Origin of the sequence: Streptomyces lasalocidi (assembly GCF_005280215.1) — a bacterium.
Classification (GTDB): Bacteria; Actinomycetota; Actinomycetes; order Streptomycetales; family Streptomycetaceae; genus Streptomyces; species Streptomyces longwoodensis.
This window is the reverse complement of the sequence record NZ_SZNQ01000001.1, coordinates 5,004,281-5,024,935: the sequence shown is the minus strand read 5'-3', so window position 1 is coordinate 5,024,935 and position 20,655 is coordinate 5,004,281. Positions and strand designations below refer to the sequence as shown.

General features: G+C 72.8%; 21 protein-coding genes. 13 read left to right on the top strand and 8 right to left on the bottom strand.

The features are described 5' to 3' along the window. Positions 1-4: 4 nt before the first annotated feature. A complete protein-coding gene (locus tag E4U91_RS22785; protein WP_137308555.1) occupies positions 5-1,033 on the bottom strand; it encodes an alpha/beta fold hydrolase in 1,029 nt (342 codons plus the stop codon). 224 nt (positions 1,034-1,257) lie between these two features. Here E4U91_RS22785 and E4U91_RS22780 point away from each other — a divergent pair, with 224 nt between their 5' ends. The 4 genes from E4U91_RS22780 to E4U91_RS22765 all read left to right on the top strand — a co-directional run bounded on the left by E4U91_RS22780 (position 1,258) and on the right by E4U91_RS22765 (position 3,193). Beyond that, on the top strand, positions 1,258-1,482 hold the full coding sequence (locus E4U91_RS22780; protein ID WP_137308554.1) for a hypothetical protein: 225 nt from the start codon (positions 1,258-1,260) through the stop codon (positions 1,480-1,482). Between the two features lie 217 nt (positions 1,483-1,699). Further along, positions 1,700-2,341, top strand: coding sequence for a TetR/AcrR family transcriptional regulator (locus E4U91_RS22775; protein WP_137308553.1), 642 nt, complete (start codon positions 1,700-1,702; stop codon positions 2,339-2,341). A gap of 165 nt (positions 2,342-2,506) precedes the next feature. Then, entirely contained in the window at positions 2,507-2,734 is a 228-nt protein-coding gene (locus E4U91_RS22770) for a DUF3107 domain-containing protein (RefSeq protein ID WP_067236753.1), read from the top strand. Between the two features lie 192 nt (positions 2,735-2,926). Beyond that, a complete protein-coding gene (locus E4U91_RS22765) occupies positions 2,927-3,193 on the top strand; it encodes a hypothetical protein (protein ID WP_137308552.1) in 267 nt (88 codons plus the stop codon). A gap of 121 nt (positions 3,194-3,314) precedes the next feature. Here E4U91_RS22765 and E4U91_RS22760 read toward each other — a convergent pair whose 3' ends face one another. Then, positions 3,315-4,094 (bottom strand): ferritin-like fold-containing protein, encoded by a 780-nt coding sequence (locus tag E4U91_RS22760; protein WP_137308551.1) that lies wholly within the window; start codon positions 4,092-4,094, stop codon positions 3,315-3,317. Positions 4,095-4,637: 543 nt separating this feature from the next. Here E4U91_RS22760 and E4U91_RS22755 point away from each other — a divergent pair. Together E4U91_RS22755 and E4U91_RS22750 are read left to right on the top strand one after the other, a co-directional pair. After that, the gene (locus E4U91_RS22755; protein WP_241678664.1) at positions 4,638-7,247 is read left to right on the top strand and encodes a DEAD/DEAH box helicase; all 2,610 of its coding nucleotides are present in this window, start codon (positions 4,638-4,640) and stop codon (positions 7,245-7,247) included. Between the two features lie 112 nt (positions 7,248-7,359). After that, complete coding sequence (locus E4U91_RS22750; protein WP_137308550.1) at positions 7,360-8,241, top strand: alpha/beta fold hydrolase; 882 nt, start codon at positions 7,360-7,362, stop codon at positions 8,239-8,241. On the opposite strand, the gene E4U91_RS22745 is transcribed toward E4U91_RS22750, so the two are convergent. Then, positions 8,238-9,134, bottom strand: a complete 897-nt coding sequence (locus E4U91_RS22745) for an NYN domain-containing protein (protein ID WP_137308549.1) — start codon at positions 9,132-9,134, stop codon at positions 8,238-8,240. The genes E4U91_RS22750 and E4U91_RS22745 overlap by 4 nt on opposite strands. Before the next feature lie 223 nt (positions 9,135-9,357). Here E4U91_RS22745 and E4U91_RS38140 point away from each other — a divergent pair, with 223 nt between their 5' ends. After that, positions 9,358-9,510, top strand: a complete 153-nt coding sequence (locus E4U91_RS38140; RefSeq protein ID WP_168218146.1) for a hypothetical protein — start codon at positions 9,358-9,360, stop codon at positions 9,508-9,510. Positions 9,511-9,602: 92 nt separating this feature from the next. On the opposite strand, the gene E4U91_RS22740 is transcribed toward E4U91_RS38140, so the two are convergent. The 3 genes from E4U91_RS22740 to E4U91_RS22730 form a co-directional block, all read right to left on the bottom strand. Beyond that, on the bottom strand, positions 9,603-10,208 hold the full coding sequence (locus E4U91_RS22740) for a MarC family protein (protein ID WP_067236738.1): 606 nt from the start codon (positions 10,206-10,208) through the stop codon (positions 9,603-9,605). Positions 10,209-10,351: 143 nt separating this feature from the next. After that, positions 10,352-11,209, bottom strand: a complete 858-nt coding sequence (locus tag E4U91_RS22735; RefSeq protein WP_137308548.1) for a PHP domain-containing protein — start codon at positions 11,207-11,209, stop codon at positions 10,352-10,354. 304 nt (positions 11,210-11,513) lie between these two features. After that, positions 11,514-12,155: a DUF6758 family protein gene (locus E4U91_RS22730; protein ID WP_137308547.1), complete on the bottom strand. Its 642-nt coding sequence runs from the start codon at positions 12,153-12,155 to the stop codon at positions 11,514-11,516. A gap of 159 nt (positions 12,156-12,314) precedes the next feature. Here E4U91_RS22730 and E4U91_RS22725 point away from each other — a divergent pair, with 159 nt between their 5' ends. Beyond that, a complete protein-coding gene (locus E4U91_RS22725; protein ID WP_137308546.1) occupies positions 12,315-13,562 on the top strand; it encodes an MFS transporter in 1,248 nt (415 codons plus the stop codon). Positions 13,563-13,615: 53 nt separating this feature from the next. Here E4U91_RS22725 and E4U91_RS22720 read toward each other — a convergent pair whose 3' ends face one another. Continuing rightward, positions 13,616-14,203: a suppressor of fused domain protein gene (locus E4U91_RS22720; RefSeq protein WP_137308545.1), complete on the bottom strand. Its 588-nt coding sequence runs from the start codon at positions 14,201-14,203 to the stop codon at positions 13,616-13,618. 483 nt (positions 14,204-14,686) lie between these two features. Here E4U91_RS22720 and E4U91_RS22715 point away from each other — a divergent pair, with 483 nt between their 5' ends. Both E4U91_RS22715 and E4U91_RS22710 read left to right on the top strand, forming a co-directional pair. Beyond that, positions 14,687-15,817, top strand: coding sequence for a magnesium and cobalt transport protein CorA (locus tag E4U91_RS22715; protein WP_137308544.1), 1,131 nt, complete (start codon positions 14,687-14,689; stop codon positions 15,815-15,817). 23 nt (positions 15,818-15,840) lie between these two features. Further along, complete coding sequence (locus tag E4U91_RS22710; RefSeq protein WP_137308543.1) at positions 15,841-16,356, top strand: hypothetical protein; 516 nt, start codon at positions 15,841-15,843, stop codon at positions 16,354-16,356. Between the two features lie 46 nt (positions 16,357-16,402). Here E4U91_RS22710 and E4U91_RS22705 read toward each other — a convergent pair whose 3' ends face one another. Then, positions 16,403-17,146, bottom strand: coding sequence for a hypothetical protein (locus E4U91_RS22705; protein ID WP_137310961.1), 744 nt, complete (start codon positions 17,144-17,146; stop codon positions 16,403-16,405). A 273-nt stretch (positions 17,147-17,419) separates the two neighbouring features. Between E4U91_RS22705 and E4U91_RS22700 the strand changes: the two genes are divergently transcribed. From E4U91_RS22700 to E4U91_RS22690, 3 genes are read left to right on the top strand one after another with little or no spacing between them, the layout of a single operon-like run. Then, positions 17,420-18,832, top strand: coding sequence for a magnesium transporter MgtE N-terminal domain-containing protein (locus E4U91_RS22700; RefSeq protein ID WP_137308542.1), 1,413 nt, complete (start codon positions 17,420-17,422; stop codon positions 18,830-18,832). Continuing rightward, complete coding sequence (locus E4U91_RS22695; protein WP_404765901.1) at positions 18,822-19,442, top strand: DUF1003 domain-containing protein; 621 nt, start codon at positions 18,822-18,824, stop codon at positions 19,440-19,442. The genes E4U91_RS22700 and E4U91_RS22695 overlap by 11 nt, the downstream gene beginning before the upstream one ends. A 43-nt stretch (positions 19,443-19,485) precedes the next feature. Next, positions 19,486-20,619, top strand: coding sequence for an Mrp/NBP35 family ATP-binding protein (locus tag E4U91_RS22690; protein WP_137308540.1), 1,134 nt, complete (start codon positions 19,486-19,488; stop codon positions 20,617-20,619). Positions 20,620-20,655 lie beyond the last annotated feature (36 nt).

Below are 20,655 nucleotides of genomic sequence, written 5' to 3'. Positions count from 1 at the left end.
CCCCTCAGCTCCTCGTGGCCGCAGTGCCCGCGGCGCCCGCGGCGCCCGTGCTGTTCGTCGTGTCCGCCGCGTCCGCCGTGTCCGCCGCGTCCGCGAGGAGTTCGCGGACCGCCGTCGCCACCGTCTCCGGGTACTCCATCATGGCCACGTGCCCCGCCTCCGGGAGGGTCAACAGGCGGCAGTCGCGGAAGGCGCGCGCGGCCCGCTGGGCCATGCGGAAGCCCACGAGCTGGTCCCGGCCGCCGTAGATGAGCAGGGTCGGTGCGAGGACGCGTTCGGCCTGGCGCCACAGCCCGTGCTGGCCGCCGAGGGTGTAGGCGTTGAGGATCCCGCGCGCGGAGCGCGTCATCGCGTCCCAGAAGTACGGCAGCCGCAGCCGCCGTTCCAGTTCCTCCACGGCGTACCGGAACGCCTCCTCCGACACCCGCCCGGGGTCGCCGTAGCAGAGCGCGAGGACCCCGCGGACGCGCTGCTCGGCCGTCCACTCGCGCGTGAAGCGGCTGAACAGGGCGGCCACTCCGGGCACGCCGAGCAGTCCCGTCGGCACGGCGGTCCGCTGGACGCGCAGTTCGGGCAGGGCGGGCGAGACGAGGGTCAGCGTGCGCACGAGGTCGGGCCGGACGGCGGCCACGCGTGTGGTGACCGCGCCGCCCAGGGAGTTGCCGAACAGGTGGACGGGGCCGCGGCCGGACGCTTCGAGGTAGCGGATCACGGCACGCGCGTGCCCCGTGATGGAGTAGTTGCCGTCGTCCGGTGGCGGCGAGTCGCCGAAGCCGGGCAGGTCGACCGCCTCGCTCGCGACGTCGCCGTCGAGCATGGCCATCAGCGCGGACCAGTTCTGCGAGGACCCGCCGAGCCCGTGCACGAACAGCGCGGGCTGGAGGCCTTCGCGCGCCGGCGGGCGCGAACGGACCGTCAAGGTGACGCCCGGCAGCCCGACCGACCGCAGTCGCTCGCCCTCGGCGACCCGCACGGGCACCGACTTGGGGAGCACGCTGGTCGGCGGTACGGACGGCAGCTCGGTCGAAGACATGCGGCAATGTTACGAGACGATCACGTCCCCCCGTCACGTGTCCGGCGTCACAGGAGTCACCCCTAACTCCCCTGGGGAACCGTGCAGAACGGGGTCGCGCGGAAGGACGGACGGACCGCGCGGATCGCCTGGCGACCGCATCGGGTGTCTCCTAGTCTCGTACAGAGGGCACCCGCGTGTGGCCCCTGCATGTCTCAGGGACGTCCGTAGGAAGGGAGCCCACCATGACCGTAGACCCCACCGATCCCGACACCTTCGCGGAGCGGGAGGCGGAGGACACCCCGGAGTTCGACGTGGAGGCGCCGGAGCACGACGCCGCCGAGCAGCAGGCCGCCCTCGCGCCGGACCGCGACGACCCGCTGGAGGACGTGGACCCGGCCCGGGCGAACGAGGCGGACCAGGTCGAACAGGCCCGTGTCGTCTCCCTCGACGAGGACGACTACCGCTGAGACGTCCACTGAGACGCTGAGACGTCCGCCGAGACGCCGGCGGAAGGGCGCGATGGCGCGCCATTCTGCCCGGCGGACCCGGCTTTGAAACCCTTCGTACGGCTTTCGTCGGCGTCCGGTCCGTGAAATTCTGCGCTGGCACCGCGCGCGCCAGGGTTACCGAAAAGTACGATGGCGGCGCGGCGCACACCGCATGTGGACGATCTTGGGAGGCGGCGTGACAGCCATCGAGCAGACAGAGGCGGCACGCCCGCGAGGTACGCGCCTGCCGCGCCGTGCCCGACGGAACCAGCTGCTGGGCGCCGCCCAGGAAGTCTTCGTGGCGCAGGGCTACCACGCGGCCGCGATGGACGACATCGCCGAGCGCGCCGGTGTCAGCAAGCCGGTGCTGTACCAGCACTTCCCCGGCAAGCTCGACCTTTACCTCGCCCTGCTGGACCAGCACTGCGAGGCGCTGATCCAGTCCGTGCGCAACGCGCTCGCGTCGACGACCGACAACAAGCAGCGCGTCCGCGCCACCATGGACGCCTACTTCGCGTACGTCGAGGACGACGGCGGCGCGTTCCGCCTGGTGTTCGAGTCGGACCTGACGAACGAGCCCGCGGTGCGCGAGCGCGTCGACAAGGTGACGAACGAGTGCGCCGAGGCGATCTGCGAGGTCATCGCCGAGGACACGGGCCTGTCCCGCGCGGAGTCCATGCTGCTCGCCTCCGGCCTCGGCGGACTGGCCCAGGTGGTGGCGCGCTCCTGGCTGCACAGCGACCGCAGCGTCCCGCGCGACGAGGCGGTCCAGCTCCTGGCCTCGCTGGCCTGGCGCGGCATCGCCGGCTTCCCGCTGCACGGCACCGAACAGCACTGAACCGGCCCGGCCGGGCGCCCGGTCGGCGTCCGGCCTATTTGTTCCCGTCGCCTGTTCGCTCCTGGCGTGGACGGCCGCACCGTGTCCGTCCCCTCACCGGGCTAATGTGTGCAGCGTACGGCGCGGACGTCCGCGCACCTCACTGACCGTCGGAGGGACATAGCCGTGGAGGTCAAGATCGGCGTGCAGCACGCGCCGCGCGAGATCGTTCTGGAGAGCGGTCAGAGTGCCGAGGAAGTCGAGCGCGTGGTGGCCGAGGCGCTGGCCGGGAAGTCGCAGCTGCTCAGCCTCACGGACGACCACGGCCGCAAGGTCCTGGTCCCGGCGGACCGCCTCGCGTACGTGGAGCTCGGCGAGCCGGCCCCGCGCAAGGTGGGCTTCGGCGCGCTCTGAGCCCGGTTCGGGCGGATGCCTCGGGAAGGGCCCGGTGACGGTGACGTCGCCGGGCCCTTCCCCCATTCGGGCTCCTGGGGTCGTTCACAGATGGCGCACGAGCCCCTCACAGGGGAGGATTGCATTCCGCAGGTCACGGGTAAGACCGGCTACGACCTTGCTGCACAGCCCGGCCGTCTGGGAGGGACCCGCATGATCTTGGAAGCGCTCGGCTCCGCTGTGCTCGGCATCGTGCTCGCATGGGCGGCGGTCCAACGCCTGTCCCACCGCCTGCCGGCCACCCGCCTGGTCTTCGCGACCGGCATCGCCGGCGCCCTGTTCGGCGACTTCGTCACCCACAGCGCGCTGGACTCCGGCTCGCTCCTGGTGAGCCTCCTCGGCGCGGTGGTCGTCTCCGCCGCCTCCGTCTCACTCCTCCTCCGCCCGTCAGGCCGCCTCCGCCACTCGGCAACGGCGTAAGCGAGGCGCCGGGGGGCGAAGGCGCAGCCGCGCCCCCGGCGCCAGGGGCGCGGGGAACTGCGCGACCAGCCCCCACCCAGCCGCAGCCGTGCAACGACAGCAGCCGCCCCTCCACGGACCGCTACGCCGCCAACCCCAGCGCAGCCATCCGCTTCGTGTGCGCCTCCGTGATCCGCGAGAACATCCTGCCGACCTCGGCGAGGTCGAACCCGTCGGCCACCCCGCCCACCAGCATCGTCGACAGCGCGTCCCGGTCCGCGACCACCCGCTGCGACTGCGACAGCGCCTCGCCCATCAGCCGCCGCGCCCACAGCGCGAGCCGGCCCCCCACCCGCGGCTCGGCGTCGATCGCGGCCCGCACCCGGTCGACGGCGAACCCGGCGTGCCCGGTGTCGTCCAGCACGGCCAGCACCAGCGCGCGGGTGTCGGCGTCGAGCCGTGCGGCGACCTCCCGGTAGAAGTCGCTGGCGATCGAGTCGCCGACGTAGGCCTTGACCAGGCCCTCCAGCCAGTCCGAGGGGGCTGTCTGACGGTGGAAGCCGTCCAGCGCGGCGACGAACGGCTCCATCGCGCGCGTGGGCTCCTCACCGATCTCGGCCAGCCGGTTGCGCAGCCGCTCGAAGTGGTGGAACTCGGCCGACGCCATCTTCGCCAGCTCCGCCTTGTCCTCCAGCGTGGGCGCCAGCTTGGCGTCCTCCGCGAGGCGCTCGAACGCCGCCAGCTCGCCGTACGCCAGTGCGCCGAGGAGGTCCACGACGGCGGCCCGGTACTGCGGGTCGGCGGCGGCCGTGGCCCAGTCCTGGGCGGCGACACCGGTCGGCGCGGGGGCGTTCTCCGCGGACGGGCCGGCAGGGGTCTCGGTGGCGTGGTCAGGCTTGTCAGAGCTCGTCATGAAGCGCACAATAGCCCGCTCACCACCCGACGGAAGCCCCTGGCCAGTCACACCGCGGCCGGTGTCAGAGGGGGTGCCGGGAGGCGTGATTCCGTGTGACGACGGCAACGTGACCGAATCGGCCGTCACGAGTGCGCGATTCCGGGGTATGGTGGTAATGCGCCTGCTGGTACATCGGCACTTCACGAGTGCGACGTACCTCGACAGGCCGCACGTATGAGGATGCCCGGTCGGTGGCCCGATCGGCTCCGACCCGACAGCCCTCCCTGACCGTACGGCACTGTGCGTACGACGATCGGAGGGAACCTCAGCGGTACGAGCGCTAGAGCGTCGGCAGTGGTCCCGATCCGTACGGCGTGCCCCTCGCGGCCCGCCCGTAGGGCAGCCGACGTCCCCCGGCACGGTCCGTCAACGACCCCCGCGCTCGCCTCGCACCGCGTACACAGAAGAGGCAGCACCCTGACTACCACGTTCAGAGATCTCGGAATCCTCCCCGAGACCGCCGAGGCCCTCGAAGCCGTCGGCATCATCACCCCCTTCCCCATCCAGGAGATGACGCTCCCCGTGGCCCTCTCGGGCACGGACGTCATCGGCCAGGCCAAGACCGGCACCGGCAAGACGCTGGGCTTCGGCCTGCCGCTGCTGGAGCGCGTGACCGTCCCCGCCGACGTCGAGGCCGGACGCGCCCGCCCCGAGGACCTCACCGACGCCCCGCAGGCGCTCGTCGTCGTCCCCACCCGCGAGCTGTGCACGCAGGTCACCAACGACCTGCTGACCGCGGGCAAGGTGCGCAACGTCCGGGTCACCGCGATCTACGGCGGCCGGGCGTACGAGCCCCAGGTCGAGGCCCTGAAGAAGGGCGTTGACGTCGTCGTCGGCACCCCGGGCCGGCTGCTGGACCTCGCGGGCCAGAAGAAGCTGGACCTCAAGCACGTCAAGTCGCTCGTCCTGGACGAGGCCGACGAGATGCTCGACCTGGGCTTCCTGCCCGACGTCGAGAAGATCATCGGCATGCTGCCGGTCAAGCGCCAGACCATGCTGTTCTCGGCGACCATGCCGGGTGCGGTCATCGGCCTCGCGCGCCGCTACATGTCGCGGCCCACGCACATCCGCGCCACGGCGCCGGACGACGAGGGCGCGACGGTCGCGAACATCAAGCAGTTCGTCTACCGCGCCCACAACATGGACAAGCCGGAGATGATCGCCCGCATCCTGCAGTCCGAGGACCGCGGGCTGGCGATGATCTTCTGCCGCACCAAGCGCACGGCCGCCGACATCGCCGAGCAGCTCCAGCGCCGCGGCTTCGCCTCCGGCGCGGTCCACGGCGACCTCGGCCAGGGCGCCCGCGAGCAGGCGCTGCGTGCCTTCCGCAACGGCAAGGTGGACGTCCTCGTCTGCACCGACGTCGCCGCGCGCGGCATCGACGTCGAGGGCGTCACCCACGTCATCAACTACCAGTCCCCCGAGGACGAGAAGACGTACCTGCACCGCGTCGGCCGCACCGGCCGCGCGGGCGCCAAGGGCACGGCGATCACGTTCGTCGACTGGGACGACATCCCGCGCTGGCAGCTGATCAACAAGGCGCTGGAGCTGAACTTCCCGGACCCGGTGGAGACGTACTCGAGCTCCCCGCACCTCTTCTCCGACCTCGGCATCCCCGAGGGCACCAAGGGCGTCCTGCCGCGCGCGGAGCGCACGCGCGCCGGGCTGGACGCCGAGGAGCTGGAGGACCTGGGCGAGCCGGGCGGCCGCGGACCGCGCGGTCGCGGTGGCCGGGGCGGCCGGCCCGGTGGCCGGGACGAGTCCCGTTCCGCCGGCCGCGAGCGCACGGACCGCTCCGACCGCTCGGACCGGTCGGAGCGCACGGACGGATCGGAGCGCACGGACCGGTCGGAGCGCACGCCGCGCCGCCGTCGCCGCACGCGCAGCGGTACGCCGCTGGACGCCACCCTGGCGCCCGCCGGCACGGCTCCCGAGGCCCCGGAGCAGGCGCCCGCGGCCGACGAGGCCGCCGGTTCCCGCACCCCGCGCCGTCGGCGCCGCACCCGCAACGGCTCCTCGGCGGAGGCCCCCGCCGTCACGACCGCTGCCGCCCCCGAGGCCGCCCAGGCCGCGGTGGCGACGGCGGAGCGCCCGGCGCTCGACATCCCGGCGCCCGCCGCGTCCCCCGAGGCGCAGTCCCCGGAGACGGACAAGCCGCGCCGCCGCCGTACCCGACGGACGGCGGAGGCCACGCCGACGGCCGTCGAGACCGGCACCGTGACGGTCCCCGAGCCGGCCGCCCCGGTCGGCACCGAGACCGCCGCCGCACCGGCCGAGGTCACGGAGGCCGCGCCGCGCCGCCGCACCCGCAAGGCGGCCGTGGCCGCCGAGCCGACGGCCGGGGCGACGCAGGCCGTCGCCACGTCGGCGCAGCCCGCCGCCGAGGTCGCCGAGGCCGCGACGGTCACCAAGCCGCGCCGCACCCGCAAGACAGCCGCCGCCAAGGCCGCGGAAGCCGCCGCCGAGGCCGTCGACACGGCGCAGGCCGCCGAGGCCCCGGTCGAGGCTCCCGTCGAGGCCAAGCCCCGCCGCACCCGCAAGGCAGCGGCGCCCAAGGCCGAGGCCACCCAGGCCTCCGAGGCCGCGGTGGACACCGCCGAGGCCACCGAGGCAAAGCCGCGCCGTCGTGCGACGCGCAAGGCCGCCCCGGCCGCCGAGGTCACCGAGGCCGTCGCGTCCGCCGTCGAGGCGAGCGCCACCGCCGAGGCCCCGGTCGAGGCCCCCGTCGAGGCCAAGCCCCGCCGCACCCGCAAGGCCGCGGCGCCCAAGGCCGAGGCCGCCGTGGCCACGGCGGAGGGTGCCGAGGCTGCCGTCGAGGCCAAGCCCCGCCGGACGCGCAAGACGGCCGCCGCCAAGGCCGCCGAGGCCGCGGTCGAGGCCACCGAGGCAGCCCCCGAGGCCAAGCCGCGCCGCACCCGCAAGACCGCCGCCGCCAAGGCGACCGAGGCCGCGCAAGCCGCCGAGGCCACCGAGGCAGCCGTCGAGGCCAAGCCGCGCCGGACCCGGAAGACCGCGGCAGCCGCCGAGGTCCCCGGTGACGGTGGCGAGGTGAAGCCGAAGGCCCGGCGCACCCGGAAGGCGACGGCGGCCGTGGAGGCCATCGAGCCCACGGACAGCTGACCGCACCCCGCACAGCGCGCCTGACGGCCCGGTCCCGTACCCACGGGGCCGGGCCGTCGGCGTGCGCGGACCACCACGGGCCGCGGACCGGCCCAGGCGGTAGCCTCCCTCCGTGACCACGCCGAGCCCCTTCGTCCCGCCGCCCGGAGCCCGTGCGTACGCACTGCGCACCGCACGCGGTGAGTTCGCCGTCGTCGACGCGCCCGTGGCCGCCGGGGTCGAGCCGAGGGGCGTGGCGCTCCTGGTGCCCGGGTTCACCGGCAGCAAGGAGGACTTCCACCTGCTGCACGAGCCGCTGGCCGCCCGCGGCTACCGGACGGTCGCGGTGGACGGACGCGGTCAGAACGAGTCGGAGGGGCCGGCGGACGACGAAGCGCCGTACGCGCAGGAGGAGTTGGCGCGGGACCTACTGGCGCAGGCGAACGCCCTCGGCACCCCCGTGCACCTGATGGGGCACTCGCTGGGCGGGCAGGTCGCGCGGGCCGCGGTGCTGCTGGACCGCACGCCCTTCGTGTCGTTCACGATGATGTCGTCGGGTCCGGCGCGGATCTCCGAGTCCCAGCAGCAGCGCGTGAAGCTGCTGCACGACGCGCTCGCGGTGATGACGATGGCCGAGGTGTGGCAGGTGATCGCCCTGATGGGTCCGCCGGAGGAAGTCGGCGGCCCGGCCAGGGGGTTCGGCGGTCCGGAGCTGCTGCGGCGGCGCTGGCTCAACCACAAGCCGACCCAACTGCTCGCCGCCGGGACCCAGTTGTGCGTCGAGCCGGACCGCGTGGCCGAACTCGCGGCCGTCGCGCTGCCCTTCCACGTCCTGTCGGGCGCCCGTGACGACACCTGGCCGGTGCCCCTGCTGGACGAGATGGCGCAGCGACTGGGGGCGCACCGCACGGTGATCCCGGGCGCCGAGCACTCCCCCAACGCCGACCGCCCCGCGGCCACGGCCCAGGCCCTCGCCGACTTCTGGGACGCCCACCCGTCCCGGCCCCAGCCCTAGTACTGCGTCCGCAAGTGCTCCCAGAAGCCGTCGCGCAGCGCGCGCCGGAGGTCGGCCTGGCCGCGCAGCGAGTACTGCAGCAGGCCCTCGGCCTCGACGAGGAGGTCCTGGTCGACGGAGCCGGGCAGGTAGGGGTGCCCGGGCAGGAGCTCGCCCAGCGAGTCGCGGCCCCGCGCGGACAGCCACTTCGCGGCGATCTGGGCGCCGACGAAGCGCACGTCGTCACGCGTGGGCCGGGCGGTCGGCGGGCCCTCGTGGACGGCGGAGGTGCGGCGGGCGACGTACGGCTTGAAGAACTCCAGGTCGAGGGTGCGCTGGCTGTCGACCTCCCAGAGCAGCGGCTCGGCCTGGTTGCGGCCGTCGGGCGCCTCGACGCCCCACAGGTGCACGCGGGCGCCGTACCCCTGGGCCGCCTCCACCGCCGAGACCAGGTCCTCGTCGCCGCCGAGCAGGGCCGCGTCGCTGATGGCGCGGTGGCGGGCCAGTGACTCCAGGTCGCTGCGGATCAGGGAGTCGACGCCCTTCTGCTGGTTGTTGGCGTTGAGGTTGCCGAGGCGGACCTTGACGTCGGGCAGCTCCGCGATGGTCTGCTGCTCGGCCGTGTGGATGCGGCGGCGGGCGCCGTCGTACCAGTACACGCGCAGCAGCCTGCTGTCCGCGAAGACCGAGCGGGCCCGGTCGATGAACGCCTCGATCAGGCCCTCGGCGTCGAGGTCGAAGGCGCGCCGGTCCTCGGTGCCGGCCACGAGCCGGCCCGCGGCCGCGTAGAGGTACCCCGCGTCGACGAAGATCGCATGGGTCGAGGGTGTCTTCGCGACCTCGGCGAGCATGCGGGTCAGCAGCTCGTTCGTGCGGTCGATGCGGGCGGCGAGGGCCGCGAGGTCGTCGTTCATCACGCCCATTGTCCCGGCGGTCACGCTGCGGACACAACCGGTCCCGAACAGTCGGGGGCAACCCTCTTACTCGTCAGTAATTAGTCGTTCGAAAAATTTATTTAGCGTAGGGAATGTTTGTAACGCGGGACAGGTTGACTCTCATGGAACAGGGAGCACGGACGCGCCCTGCACCCCACCAGTAGTTCTCCTCAGGAGGATGACCAGACGAAGGGAGAAGCCCATGCGCTTCGAAATCATGCGACTCGACGACGTCAACGGTACGACCGTGGACAGCACCGTCGTGGACGCCGCCTCCGTCAACCGGATCGTTCAGCAGGCCGCCGCCATCGGGCAGCGCCTGTGGATCCGCCCGGCCGACACCCCGGCCTCGTAACGCGGATCGATTTACGACAGGCTTCGGAGCCCCGTACGGCAGCGTGCCGTGCGGGGCTCTGCGCGTTACGGGACGTTTCTTCCCGCGCCCGCTCAGCCGCCCCGGACCACCTGGGTGATGCCGTTAATGATCTGCTGCACGGCGATGGCGGACAGCATCATGCCCGCGAGCCGGGTCACCAGGACGACCCCGCCGTCCTTGATGACGCGGATGATCAGCAGCGAGTAGCGCATTACCAGCCACAGCACGACGTGGATGGCGAGGATCGCCGACCACACCGAGACCTGGGTGGTGACGGAGTCCGCCTTCTGCACGGCGAGGATCACCGAGACGATCGCGCCGGGCCCGGCCAGCAGCGGCATGCCCAGCGGGACGAGCGCCACGTTGACGTCCTTGGTCTGCTTGGGCTCGTCGGTCTTGCCGGTCAGCAGGTCCAGCGCGATCAGCAGGAGCAGCAGTCCGCCCGCGATCATCAGGGCGGGCACGGAGACGTGCAGGTAGTCCAGGATCTGGTGGCCGAGCAGCCCGAAGACGGTGATGACACCGCCCGCCACGCAGACGGCCTGCAGGGCCATCCGCTTCTGCGTCCGGCCGGGGCGCCCGGCGGTCAGGGCGAGGAAGATCGGGGTGATCCCCGGGGGGTCCATGATGACGAAGAGGGTCAGGAACAGGGAGCCGAAGACGGCGACGTCGAACATTGAGGTGCCTTGCGGAACGGAGCCGCCCGCCCGGGAGCCGGGAGGACGTGCGGGCACGCCCGGCGGCGCCGGGTACGGGGAAGCGGGGAGGGAGGGGAAACAGGAGAGGGCGGGTGGGAGGGCCGGAAGGGCTCCCGTTCGGCTCAGATTCCGCCCGCGCCCGGGACGGGGAACGCGCCCGTGGCGCGGCGGGTGATCTCGCCGTACACCTCGGGGTCGGTGGTGTACTCGCCGAGCGCGACGGTCTTGCGGCTGCCGTGGTAGTCCGAGGAGCCGGTGACCAGCAGCCCCAGGTCCGCGGCGAGTCCGCGCAGGCGGGCGCGGGTGTCGGCGTCGTGGTCCAGGTGGTCGACCTCGATGCCGTCCAGGCCGGCCGCGGCCAGCTCGGCGATCGCGGACTCCGGCACCGTCCGGCCCCGCTTGTCGGCGCCGGGGTGGGCGAACACGGTGACCCCGCCCGCGCCCTTGACCAGGCGGATCGCCTCGAACGGGTCGGTCTCGTGCTTGGCCACGTAGGCCCGTCCGCCGTCGGCCAGCCACTCTTCGGTGAAGGCGTCGCCGACGGTCGGGACGACGCCCAGCTCGACGAGCGCGGACGCCACGTGCGGGCGGCCCACGGAGCCGTCGCCGGCGATCCGGGCGACCTGCTCCCAGGTGACCGGCACGCCGAGCTCGTTGAGCCTGGCCACCATGCCCTGGGCGCGCGGCACCCGGTCGTCGCGCACCAGCTCGCGCTCGGCGAGCAGGGCGGGCTCCTCGGGGTCGAAGAGGTAGGCCAGCATGTGCATCGAGACGCCGTCCAGTCGGCAGGACAGCTCGGCGCCGGTGACCAGGGTGAGCCCGGCGGGCAGCGCGGCGACCGCCTCGGCGTGCCCGCGGGTGGTGTCGTGGTCGGTCAGCGCGACGACGTCCAGACCGGCCGCGGACGCGTGGCGCACCAGCTCGGCCGGGGTGTCCGTACCGTCGGACGCGGTGGAGTGGCAGTGCAGGTCGATACGCACGACACGAACTCCAGGCGGTCACGAACGGAAGGGGCCGCTCAAGGATAACCGCCCACAGACCCCCTCATGTCACACCCGCACAGCCCCGGCGCCCCCTACAACCTCCGACCCAGCCGCCCCACCTCAGGGAGCGCGGCGAACCCCCACACTCCGCCCCAGCTTCCCCACCTGAGGGACGCGGGGAACTGCGCGAGCACCCCCCACCGCCCCGCAGTCGCCGACACCCCCACACCACCCCACCCCTCAGGCGCAACACCCACCACACCCCACCGCACGCCCACCACGCACCCCCACCCCACCCACCTCACGGCTCCAGCAAGCGCGGCGACAACGCTCCGCAGGGCACCAACTCCACCTCCGCCCCCGCGTCCCGCAGGTCCGTCAGCACCAGCTCGTCGTACATGAGCAGCCCCGACTGCTCGGGCCAGACCACCGCCCACAGCCACAGCCCGCGGGCCTCGCCCGCGAAGACCGCGCGGTCGGCCGGGCCGTCGGAGACGTGCCACAGCGGGGTGGGCCGGCCGGCGGCCAGCACCTTGGCCTGGGGAGGCTTCTCGACGTCCAGGTGGGGGCCGGGGTCCGGGCCGTCCATGCCGGCGTAGTGCGCGCCGAGGCCGACGCCGAGTTCCTCGGCGACCAGGATGAGTTCGCCCATGCCGCCGAGCGGTCCCGGGCCCGAGCAGGCGACGGCGGTCGCGCGGCCCCCGCTGCGGTCGTCACCGGCGTAGGCCACGCCCGTGAACAGCCAGCCGACCGGCAGTGGCCAGGGCATCCACACCGGCACCCGGGTCCGGGCCACGACCACGCCGAGGGCCTCGACACTGGGCGGTATCACGGGCTGCAGCGGATGCACCGTCCCGTGCGCGTCGCACTGCCAGGAGTCGGAGAAGAGGCCGGGAGCCCTGACCCGGCCACCACACTTCGGGCAACTGGGTTCGCCCCTCATAGGCCCCCACGGTCCTACCCGGACCCGCCCGCGTCAAGGACGATCACCCGTCCGGACGGCCCGCCACCAGCCTAAACTAGATGCATCTTGCATTAATTAGCATGGCTAACGTACTATGTGTAAACACCAACCATCTGTCGCAACCGGACGGGAGCAACCATGTCCACAGGAGGTACCGGGACCTCGGACCCCTTCGACGCCGGAGCCGGCGGCATCCTGCGCCAGCCCAAGGCGGTGTGGGCCACGGCCGGCGCGTCGGTCGTCGCCTTCATGGGCATCGGGCTCGTCGACCCGATCCTGCCGTCCATCGCCCAGGGCCTGCGCGCCACGCCCAGCCAGGTCTCCCTGCTGTTCACCTCCTACTTCCTGATCACCGCGATCGCGATGCTGGTCACCGGCTTCGTCTCCAGCCGCATCGGCGGGCGCAAGACCCTGCTGCTGGGCCTCGCCCTCGTCGTGGTGTTCGCCGGCCTGGCCGGCACCTCCGACACGGTCGGCCAGCTCGTCGGCTACCGCGCGGGATGGGGGCTCGGCAACGCCCTCTTCGTGTCGACGGCCCTCGCGGTCATCGTCGGCGCGGCGGCCGGCGGCAGCGCGGCGGCGATCCTGCTCTACGAGTCCGCCCTCGGGCTCGGCATGGCCTGCGGACCGCTGCTCGGCGCACTGCTCGGCGACGCCAGCTGGCGCTACCCGTTCTTCGGCACCGCCTTCCTCATGGCGGTCGGGTTCCTGTGCATCGCGGTGTTCCTGAAGGAGCAGCCCAAGCCGGCTCGGAAGACCTCGCTGCTCGACCCGCTCAAGGCGCTCGGCCACGGCGGCCTGGCCTCGGCGGCCGTCTCGGCGTTCTTCTACAACTACACGTTCTTCACCGTGCTGGCCTTCACCCCGTTCGTGCTGAACATGACCCCGTACAAGTCGGGTGCCGTGTTCTTCGCCTGGGGCGTGCTGCTCGCCGTGTTCTCGGTGCTCGTCGCGCCGCGCCTGCAGAAGCGGTTCGGCTCGCTGAAGGTGCTCGGCGGCTCGCTGGTGCTGCTCGCGGCCGACGTGCTGGCCCTCGGCCTCGGCGACCACACCACGGCCGTGGTGTGCACGATCCTGTCCGGTGCCTTCATCGGCGTGAACAACACCGTGTACACCGAGCTGGCGCTCGGCGTGTCGGACGCGCCGCGCCCGGTGGCGAGCGCGGGCTACAACTTCGTGCGCTGGTTCGCGGCGGCCGCCGCGCCCTACCTCGCGCCGAAGATCGAGGAGTGGACCGACCTGCGCATGCCGTTCGTGGTGGCGGCGGTCACGGCCGTCCTCGGCGCCCTGGTGGTCGTCGTACGGCGCCGGGCCCTCACCCACCGGGCCGAGGAGCTCGAGCCGCGGCACGCGAGCGAGGACGGGGTGGCCGTCTTCGCCAACTGACGCCTCGCGGGCCCCGGTTGGTGAGCTTGCTCACCCGGTGGGCGCGGAACCGTTCAGTCCAGCGGGACGGACCTGCGGGAGGGATCCCGCAGGTCCGTCCCGTTCGTCAGCCAGCGCTCCTGGAGGGCCTGGGCGCCGTGCACGCGCTTCCAGGCGGCCTCGTTCGGCGTCATCGGCAGCAGGGGCAGGAAGCGCACCGGGTCCATCGGCGCGTCGAGTTCGAGGTCCTCGACCAGGCCGCCCGGCTCGGCCACCAGCACCGAGGTGAACGGAGCCCCGGGCCACAGCGGCCCGCCCACGTCGAGGGAGGCACCGGGAGCCACGACCAGACCTTCGACCTGCGGGGACGCACCGAGCACGGCGAGCGGGCGGAGCACCTTGTCGGTGTCGGCGCCGGCGCCCGCGCGCACCGAGAGGACCAGCTCGGCGCGCGGGCCCGCGACCGGGTCGGCGACCATCGCCGTGGGGTCCGTCATGGGGTGCGCGGACATGCCGAGGGTGGCGTACCGGACGATGTCCCCCTCGTGGAAGCGGAGCACCTCGATGCGGTCGGTGCCGAGGAAGGTGACCGCCGCGCGCGCGTCCGGCTCGCCCAGCGCGGTGCGCAACCGGGCCTCGACCAGAGGAAGAACATCAGCCATGCGGCGAGCATAGAACTCGTCAGTGCCGGGCAAAGCAGCGCCTTGACACTTCGGACGACTGCTACTCTTGCCCGGTGGTTCGGGGCAGCACGTGTAAGCGTCGCGATCTAGCCCCGACGCCGATGGAACTCCCTTACGAGGGACCGGCCGGAGGAGGTGGGGCTGTCATGGATCGAAGTCGACCGTGCAGTACCACTCGCTCTTCCGCCCGCTGAATAGCCGATCTCGCTCTGGCTGGCTGCCACCCCTCACGTTCGCGTGTGCGTGCCTGGCGCATCTCCCCGGAAGAGCACTTCGTTTCGTTTCACCCGATCTGTCTGATCTGCATCAGAAGTCGAATCCAGCAGCGAAGCCCCTCACCGCGACGGAGCGGTGCTCCCCGCTTTGTGGACGTGCCAAACATTCGCAGCACGGACGTCCTCATTCCGGGTAGTTCCACCCGTCGGCGGAAGGCCTCGCCGCCCGATGCGAAGGAGCCTGCCCATGTCGATGATCCGCGACCTGCGCGCCGTCGTCCGCCCGTCCCGTCCCTCGCTGCGCAAGAGCGCCGTACGCCCGGACGGCGGCACCTACGACACCACGCGCGACCCCGCGACCCCGTCGGCCGTGGTCGACTGCGCGGTCTACCGCGACGGCGCCCGCGTCGAGACCGACGCCCCGCTGGCCCCGCAGGACGCGATGCGCCGGGTGCGGCGCGACGGCGGCTTCGTCTGGATCGGCCTGCACGAGCCGACGGAGGCCGAATTCGCGGGCATCGCCTCGGAGTTCGGGCTGCACCCGCTGGCCGTCGAGGACGCCGTCCAGGCCCACCAGCGGCCCAAGCTGGAGCGCTACGACGACTCGCTGTTCACCGTGTTCAAGACGGTCCACTACGTCGAGCACGACGAACTCACCGCCACCAGCGAGGTCGTGGAGACCGGCGAGGTCATGTGCTTCACCGGGCGGGACTTCTTCATCACCGTCCGGCACGGCGGACAGGGCTCCCTGCGCGCGCTGCGCCACCGCCTCCAGGACGACCCCGAGCTGCTCGCCAAGGGCCCGTCGGCCGTGCTGCACGCCATCGCCGACCACGTGGTCGACGGCTACATCGCGGTCGCCGACGCCCTCCAGGACGACATCGACGCCGTGGAGACGGACGTCTTCTCACCCGGCCGCAAGGGCACCCCGCGCGGCACCGACGCCGGGCGCATCTACCAACTCAAGCGCGAGATCCTGGAGTTCAAGCGCGCGGTGTCGCCGCTGCTGCGGCCCATGCAGCTGCTGAGCGAGCGGCCGATGCGGCTGGTCGACCCCGACATCCAGAAGTACTTCCGCGACGTCGCCGACCACCTCGCGCGCGTGCAGGAGCAGGTCGTCGGCTTCGACGAGCTGCTGAACTCCATCCTCCAGGCCAACCTCGCGCAGGCGTCCGTCGCGCAGAACGAGGACATGCGCAAGATCACGTCCTGGGCCGCCATCATCGCCGTACCGACGATGGTGTGCGGGGTCTACGGCATGAACTTCGAGCACATGCCCGAGCTGCACTGGCGCTACGGCTACCCCGTGATCATGTCCTTCACGGTGGCCATCTGCCTGGGCATCCACCGCACCCTCAAGCGCAACGGCTGGCTGTAGGGCCGCCTGGATAGGCTGGGGCCATGACCAACGAGCTGCTCGACCAGGCCCTCGTCGAGGAGGCCACCAAGAAGTCCGGCCTCGTCTGGGTCCGGCCCGAGGGCGCCGCGGCCGCGCGTGCGCTGTGGCACGTGTGGCACGAGGGCGCGGCGTGCCTGGTCGGCGACGGGCCCGGCGAGCAGCCGCTGTCCGGGCTGGCCGACGGCGGACGGGCCGAGGTGACCGTGCGCAGCAAGGACAAGGGCGGCCGGCTGGTCTCCTGGACCGCGCGGGTCGTCCAGCTCGCACCCGGCGGCGAGGCCTGGGACGCTGCGGTCGCCGAGCTCAAGGGGAAGCGGCTCAACGCTCCCGACGGCGAGGCGATGACCGGACGCTGGGCCCGGGAGTGCCGCGTCCTGCGCCTGGAGCCGACGGGCACCACGCTGCCACTGCCCGAGGACAGCCTGGCCGCCGTTCCGGCACCCACCCCGGCCACGACCCGCCGGCCGGCCCCGGCGGGGCTGCCACGGCTGCTGGCGCGGCGCAGGAAGCGGACGTAGCCCCTCCCCTGCCCGCGGGGCGGGCGGCACGCGGGCCGAGGTCCGGTCAGGAGGTCGGCAGTTGGTGGCCGTAGTCCACCGTCTCGCCCTCGGCCGGTTCCGCCAGCGCGAAGTCCTCGCCCCAGGCCGAGAAGGTCAGCGTGCCCGCGCCGCCCGCGCGCACCAGGCGCAGCGGGTACGGCAGGCCCTTCAGGGACACGTCCAGGGTGCCGCCGGAGCCCTTGTCGCCCGTGATGCGGATGGTGCGCACGCCGCCCTGCTCGTGGTGGCCGTCCTTCGCCAGCGTGCCGTGCAGGGTGAGCAGACCGTCGAGGAGGACGTCCTTGTCCGTGAACCCGCTGAACTTCTTGTACGAGGGGTCACCCGTCGGCACCTTCACGTACTTGCCGTCGAGCTTGTCCGCGGCGGCCGCGTCGGTGCCCTGGTCGTCGCCCTTGCCGTCCGCGTGCTTCCAGAAGCCCGCGTCGGCCTTCAGGTACAGCTGCTCGCCGATCCGCAGCAGCTGGAAGGTGGCCCCCTGGGAGGTGACCGAGCCGGTGCCGCCGCCGGACTTCAGGCGCATGTCGAGCCGGTACGTGCGGCCGCTGGTGACCACCGTCCCCGCCAGCCGCACCGCGTCGGCCGAGCCGGCGGCCGCCTTGGTCCTCGCCTGGATCCGCTCGGCCGGCAGCTTGCCGACCCCGTTGGTGCCCGCGTCCGGGTCCTCGCTGCACCCCGTCACCAGCGGGCCTGCCGCGACCAGGACGCACACGGCGCCCAGTGCGGTCCGACGGGTACGGCCGTGGCGCATCGCAGTCACAGACGCAGCTGCCTTTCCATGGGGATCTCCTCAGCGGCGTACGGCAGCGTACCGGGGTCGCGGGGCCCCGACGGAGCCGGTCCGTCCGGACCCCTCACCAGGGCGTATCCGATCGGGACGGGCTAGCCTGAAGCCCGCACGAACGGGCAATTGGGATAACGGCCCCCTCGTCCGCACCCGCCCCCTCACCCCCTCCCGCACCCGGCCCCCGTCCCCACCGCCCCACCCCGCCCCCGCACCCCGGCAAGCGAAGGAAGCATCGTCATGGCAGCCGGCGCCCCCCGGATCTTCGTCTCGCACCTCTCCGGTGTCGCCGTCTTCGACCCGACCGGCGACCAGGTGGGACGGGTGCGCGACCTGGTCGTCATGCTGCGCGTCGGTCGCCGGCCGCCCAGGGTGCTCGGGCTGGTCGTCGAACTGGCCACGCGCCGCCGGATCTTCCTGCCCATGACCCGGGTGACCGGCATCGAGTCCGGCCAGGTCATCACCACCGGCGTGCTCAACGTCCGCCGCTTCGAGCAACGGCCCACGGAACGCCTGGTCTTCGGCGAGCTGCTGGACCGGCGCGTGACCCTCGCCGACACCGGCGAGGAGGTCACCGTGCTCGACCTGTCGGTGCAGCAACTGCCCGCCCGCCGGGACTGGGAGATCGACCGGGTGTTCGTGCGCAAGGGCCGCAAGGGCGGCGCCTTCCGCCGCGCCAAGGGCGAGACGCTGACCGTGGAGTGGTCGGCCGTCACCGGCTTCTCCGTGGACGAGCACGGACAGGGCGCGGAGAACCTGCTCGCCACCTTCGAGCAGCTGCGCCCCGCCGACCTGGCCAACGTCCTGCACCACCTGTCCCCCAAGCGGCGCGCCGAGGTCGCCGCGGCCCTCGACGACGACCGGCTGGCCGACGTCCTGGAGGAGCTGCCGGAGGACGACCAGATCGAGATCCTCGGCAAGCTGAAGGAGGAGCGCGCGGCGGACGTCCTGGAGGCCATGGACCCGGACGACGCGGCCGACCTGCTCGCCGAGCTGCCGGAGGCCGACAAGGAGCGGCTGCTGAGCCTGATGCAGCCCGACGACGCGGCCGACATGCGGCGCCTGATGTCGTACGAGGAGCACACGGCCGGCGGTCTGATGACGACCGAGCCGATCGTGCTGCGCCCGGACGCCACCGTCGCCGACGCCCTGGCACGGGTGCGCAACCGCGACCTGTCCCCCGCGCTCGCCGCCCAGGTCTACGTGTGCAGGCCGCCCGACGAGACGCCGACCGGCAAGTACCTCGGCACCGTGCACTTCCAGCGGCTGCTGCGGGACCCGCCGTACACCCTGGTCGGCTCGATCATCGACGACGACCTCCAGCCGCTGGACCCGGACGCGGCCTTGCCCGTCGTCGCCGGGTTCTTCGCGACGTACGACATGGTCGCGGCGCCCGTCGTCGACGAGGCGGGCTCGCTGCTGGGCGCGGTGACGGTGGACGACGTGCTGGACCACATGCTGCCGGAGGACTGGCGGGAGACGGAGTTCCATCTGGAGGAGGAACCCGCGGACACCGGGGACGCCACGGACACCGGGGACGGCACGGATGCGCGGGACGCTGCTGACGCCGCCGGCGCGGCAGCCGAGGAGGAGAGGGTCGGCGTGGAGCGCGCCGACGGGCGTGGCGAAGGGGGTGGTCCGCGTGGTGCCTGAGCGCGAGGGCGGGCGCGAGGGGCGCGCGACGGCGTCCGGCGGCCGCGAGCGTGCGCCGTCCGGGGCGACCGCCACCACGCGGCCGCGGGCCCGGCTGGACCAGCCGCGTCCGCCGCGGCGGCGGCTGGTGCCCGAGTGGGACCCCGAGGCGTTCGGGCGGCTCTCGGAGCGCATCGCGCGCTTCCTGGGCACGGGACGGTTCATCGTCTGGATGACGGTGGTGATCATCCTGTGGGTCGTGTGGAACGTGTCCGCACCGCAGGCCCTGCGCTTCGACCAGTACCCTTTCATCTTCCTGACGCTGATGCTGTCCCTGCAGGCGTCCTACGCGGCGCCGCTCATCCTGCTCGCGCAGAACCGGCAGGACGACCGCGACCGGGTCAACCTCGAACAGGACCGCAAGCAGAACGAGCGGTCGATCGCGGACACCGAGTACCTCACCCGCGAGATCGCCGCCCTGCGCATCGGACTGGGCGAGGTGGCGACGCGCGACTGGATGCGCTCGGAACTGCAGGACCTGCTGAAGGAGCTGGAGGACCGGCGCGACGGTCACGGACGTGCCGTATTCCCGGCAGAACGGTCGGCCGTACGTGACGCAGACGACCGCTGAGGGGCATCCCTAAGGCCCCTCCGGTCGCCGTACCATCGTCCCTATGGCTAGCGAAGACGCGGTGCGCGAAGCACTGGCGACGGTGAACGACCCCGAGATCAACCGGCCCATCACCGAACTCGGGATGGTCAAATCGGTGGAGATCGGTGCGGACGGGGCGGTCGCGGTCACCGTGTACCTGACGGTCTCCGGCTGCCCCATGCGCGACACGATCACCCGGCGCGTGACCGAGGCGGTCTCCCGCGTCGAGGGCGTCACCGGCGTCGACGTCACGCTCGACGTGATGAGCGACGAGCAGCGCAAGGAGCTGGCGACGGCCCTGCGCGGCGGCCAGACCGAGCGCGAGGTGCCCTTCGCCAAGCCCGGCAGCCTCACCCGCGTCTACGCGGTCGCCTCCGGCAAGGGCGGCGTCGGCAAGTCCTCGGTCACGGTGAACCTGGCGGCGGCCATGGCGGCCGACGGCCTGAAGGTGGGCGTCGTCGACGCCGACATCTACGGCCACTCGGTGCCGCGGATGCTGGGCGCCGACGGCCGCCCGACCCAGGTCGAGAACATGATCATGCCGCCGTCGGCGAACGGCGTGAAGGTCATCTCGATCGGCATGTTCACCCCGGGCAACGCGCCGGTCGTCTGGCGCGGCCCGATGCTGCACCGCGCGCTCCAGCAGTTCCTGGCGGACGTGTACTGGGGCGACCTGGACGTGCTGCTCCTGGACCTGCCGCCCGGCACCGGCGACATCGCGATCTCCGTGGCGCAGCTCGTCCCGAACGCCGAGATCCTGGTCGTCACGACGCCCCAGCAGGCGGCGGCCGAGGTGGCCGAGCGGGCCGGTTCCATCGCCGTGCAGACCCACCAGAAGATCGTCGGCGTGGTCGAGAACATGTCGGGCCTGCCCTGTCCGCACTGCGGCGAGATGGTCGACGTCTTCGGCACGGGCGGCGGCCAGACGGTCGCCGACGGCCTCACCCGCACCACGGGCGCCACGGTCCCGGTCCTCGGCAGCATCCCCATCGACGTCCGCCTGCGCGAGGGCGGCGACGAGGGGAAGCCGGTCGTCCTGACCGACCCGGACAGCCCGGCGGGCTCGGCCCTGCGCGGCATCGCGGGCAAGCTGGGCGGCCGCCAGCGCGGCCTGTCGGGGCTGTCGTTGGGGATCACCCCGAAGAACAAGTTCTAGCCGCCACGCGCTGCGGCCGACGAAGGGGCGCCGGGA

Bases quoted from the DNA above. Each gene is read 5' to 3' on its own strand.
- E4U91_RS22725 (WP_137308546.1), top strand. From the start codon at position 12,315: ATGTCCACAGGAGGTACCGGGACCTCGGACCCCTTCGACGCCGGAGCC.
- E4U91_RS22705 (WP_137310961.1), bottom strand. From the start codon at position 17,146: ATGCGCCACGGCCGTACCCGTCGGACCGCACTGGGCGCCGTGTGCGTC.
- E4U91_RS22740 (WP_067236738.1), bottom strand. From the start codon at position 10,208: ATGTTCGACGTCGCCGTCTTCGGCTCCCTGTTCCTGACCCTCTTCGTC.
- E4U91_RS22755 (WP_241678664.1), top strand. From the start codon at position 4,638: ATGACGCTCCCCGTGGCCCTCTCGGGCACGGACGTCATCGGCCAGGCC.
- E4U91_RS22715 (WP_137308544.1), top strand. From the start codon at position 14,687: ATGTCGATGATCCGCGACCTGCGCGCCGTCGTCCGCCCGTCCCGTCCC.
- E4U91_RS22745 (WP_137308549.1), bottom strand. From the start codon at position 9,134: ATGAACGACGACCTCGCGGCCCTCGCCGCCCGCATCGACCGCACGAAC.
- E4U91_RS22730 (WP_137308547.1), bottom strand. From the start codon at position 12,155: ATGAGGGGCGAACCCAGTTGCCCGAAGTGTGGTGGCCGGGTCAGGGCT.
- E4U91_RS22785 (WP_137308555.1), bottom strand. From the start codon at position 1,033: ATGTCTTCGACCGAGCTGCCGTCCGTACCGCCGACCAGCGTGCTCCCC.
- E4U91_RS22720 (WP_137308545.1), bottom strand. From the start codon at position 14,203: ATGGCTGATGTTCTTCCTCTGGTCGAGGCCCGGTTGCGCACCGCGCTG.
- E4U91_RS22690 (WP_137308540.1), top strand. From the start codon at position 19,486: ATGGCTAGCGAAGACGCGGTGCGCGAAGCACTGGCGACGGTGAACGAC.
- E4U91_RS22765 (WP_137308552.1), top strand. From the start codon at position 2,927: ATGATCTTGGAAGCGCTCGGCTCCGCTGTGCTCGGCATCGTGCTCGCA.
- E4U91_RS22710 (WP_137308543.1), top strand. From the start codon at position 15,841: ATGACCAACGAGCTGCTCGACCAGGCCCTCGTCGAGGAGGCCACCAAG.
- E4U91_RS22780 (WP_137308554.1), top strand. From the start codon at position 1,258: ATGACCGTAGACCCCACCGATCCCGACACCTTCGCGGAGCGGGAGGCG.
- E4U91_RS22700 (WP_137308542.1), top strand. From the start codon at position 17,420: ATGGCAGCCGGCGCCCCCCGGATCTTCGTCTCGCACCTCTCCGGTGTC.
- E4U91_RS38140 (WP_168218146.1), top strand. From the start codon at position 9,358: ATGCGCTTCGAAATCATGCGACTCGACGACGTCAACGGTACGACCGTG.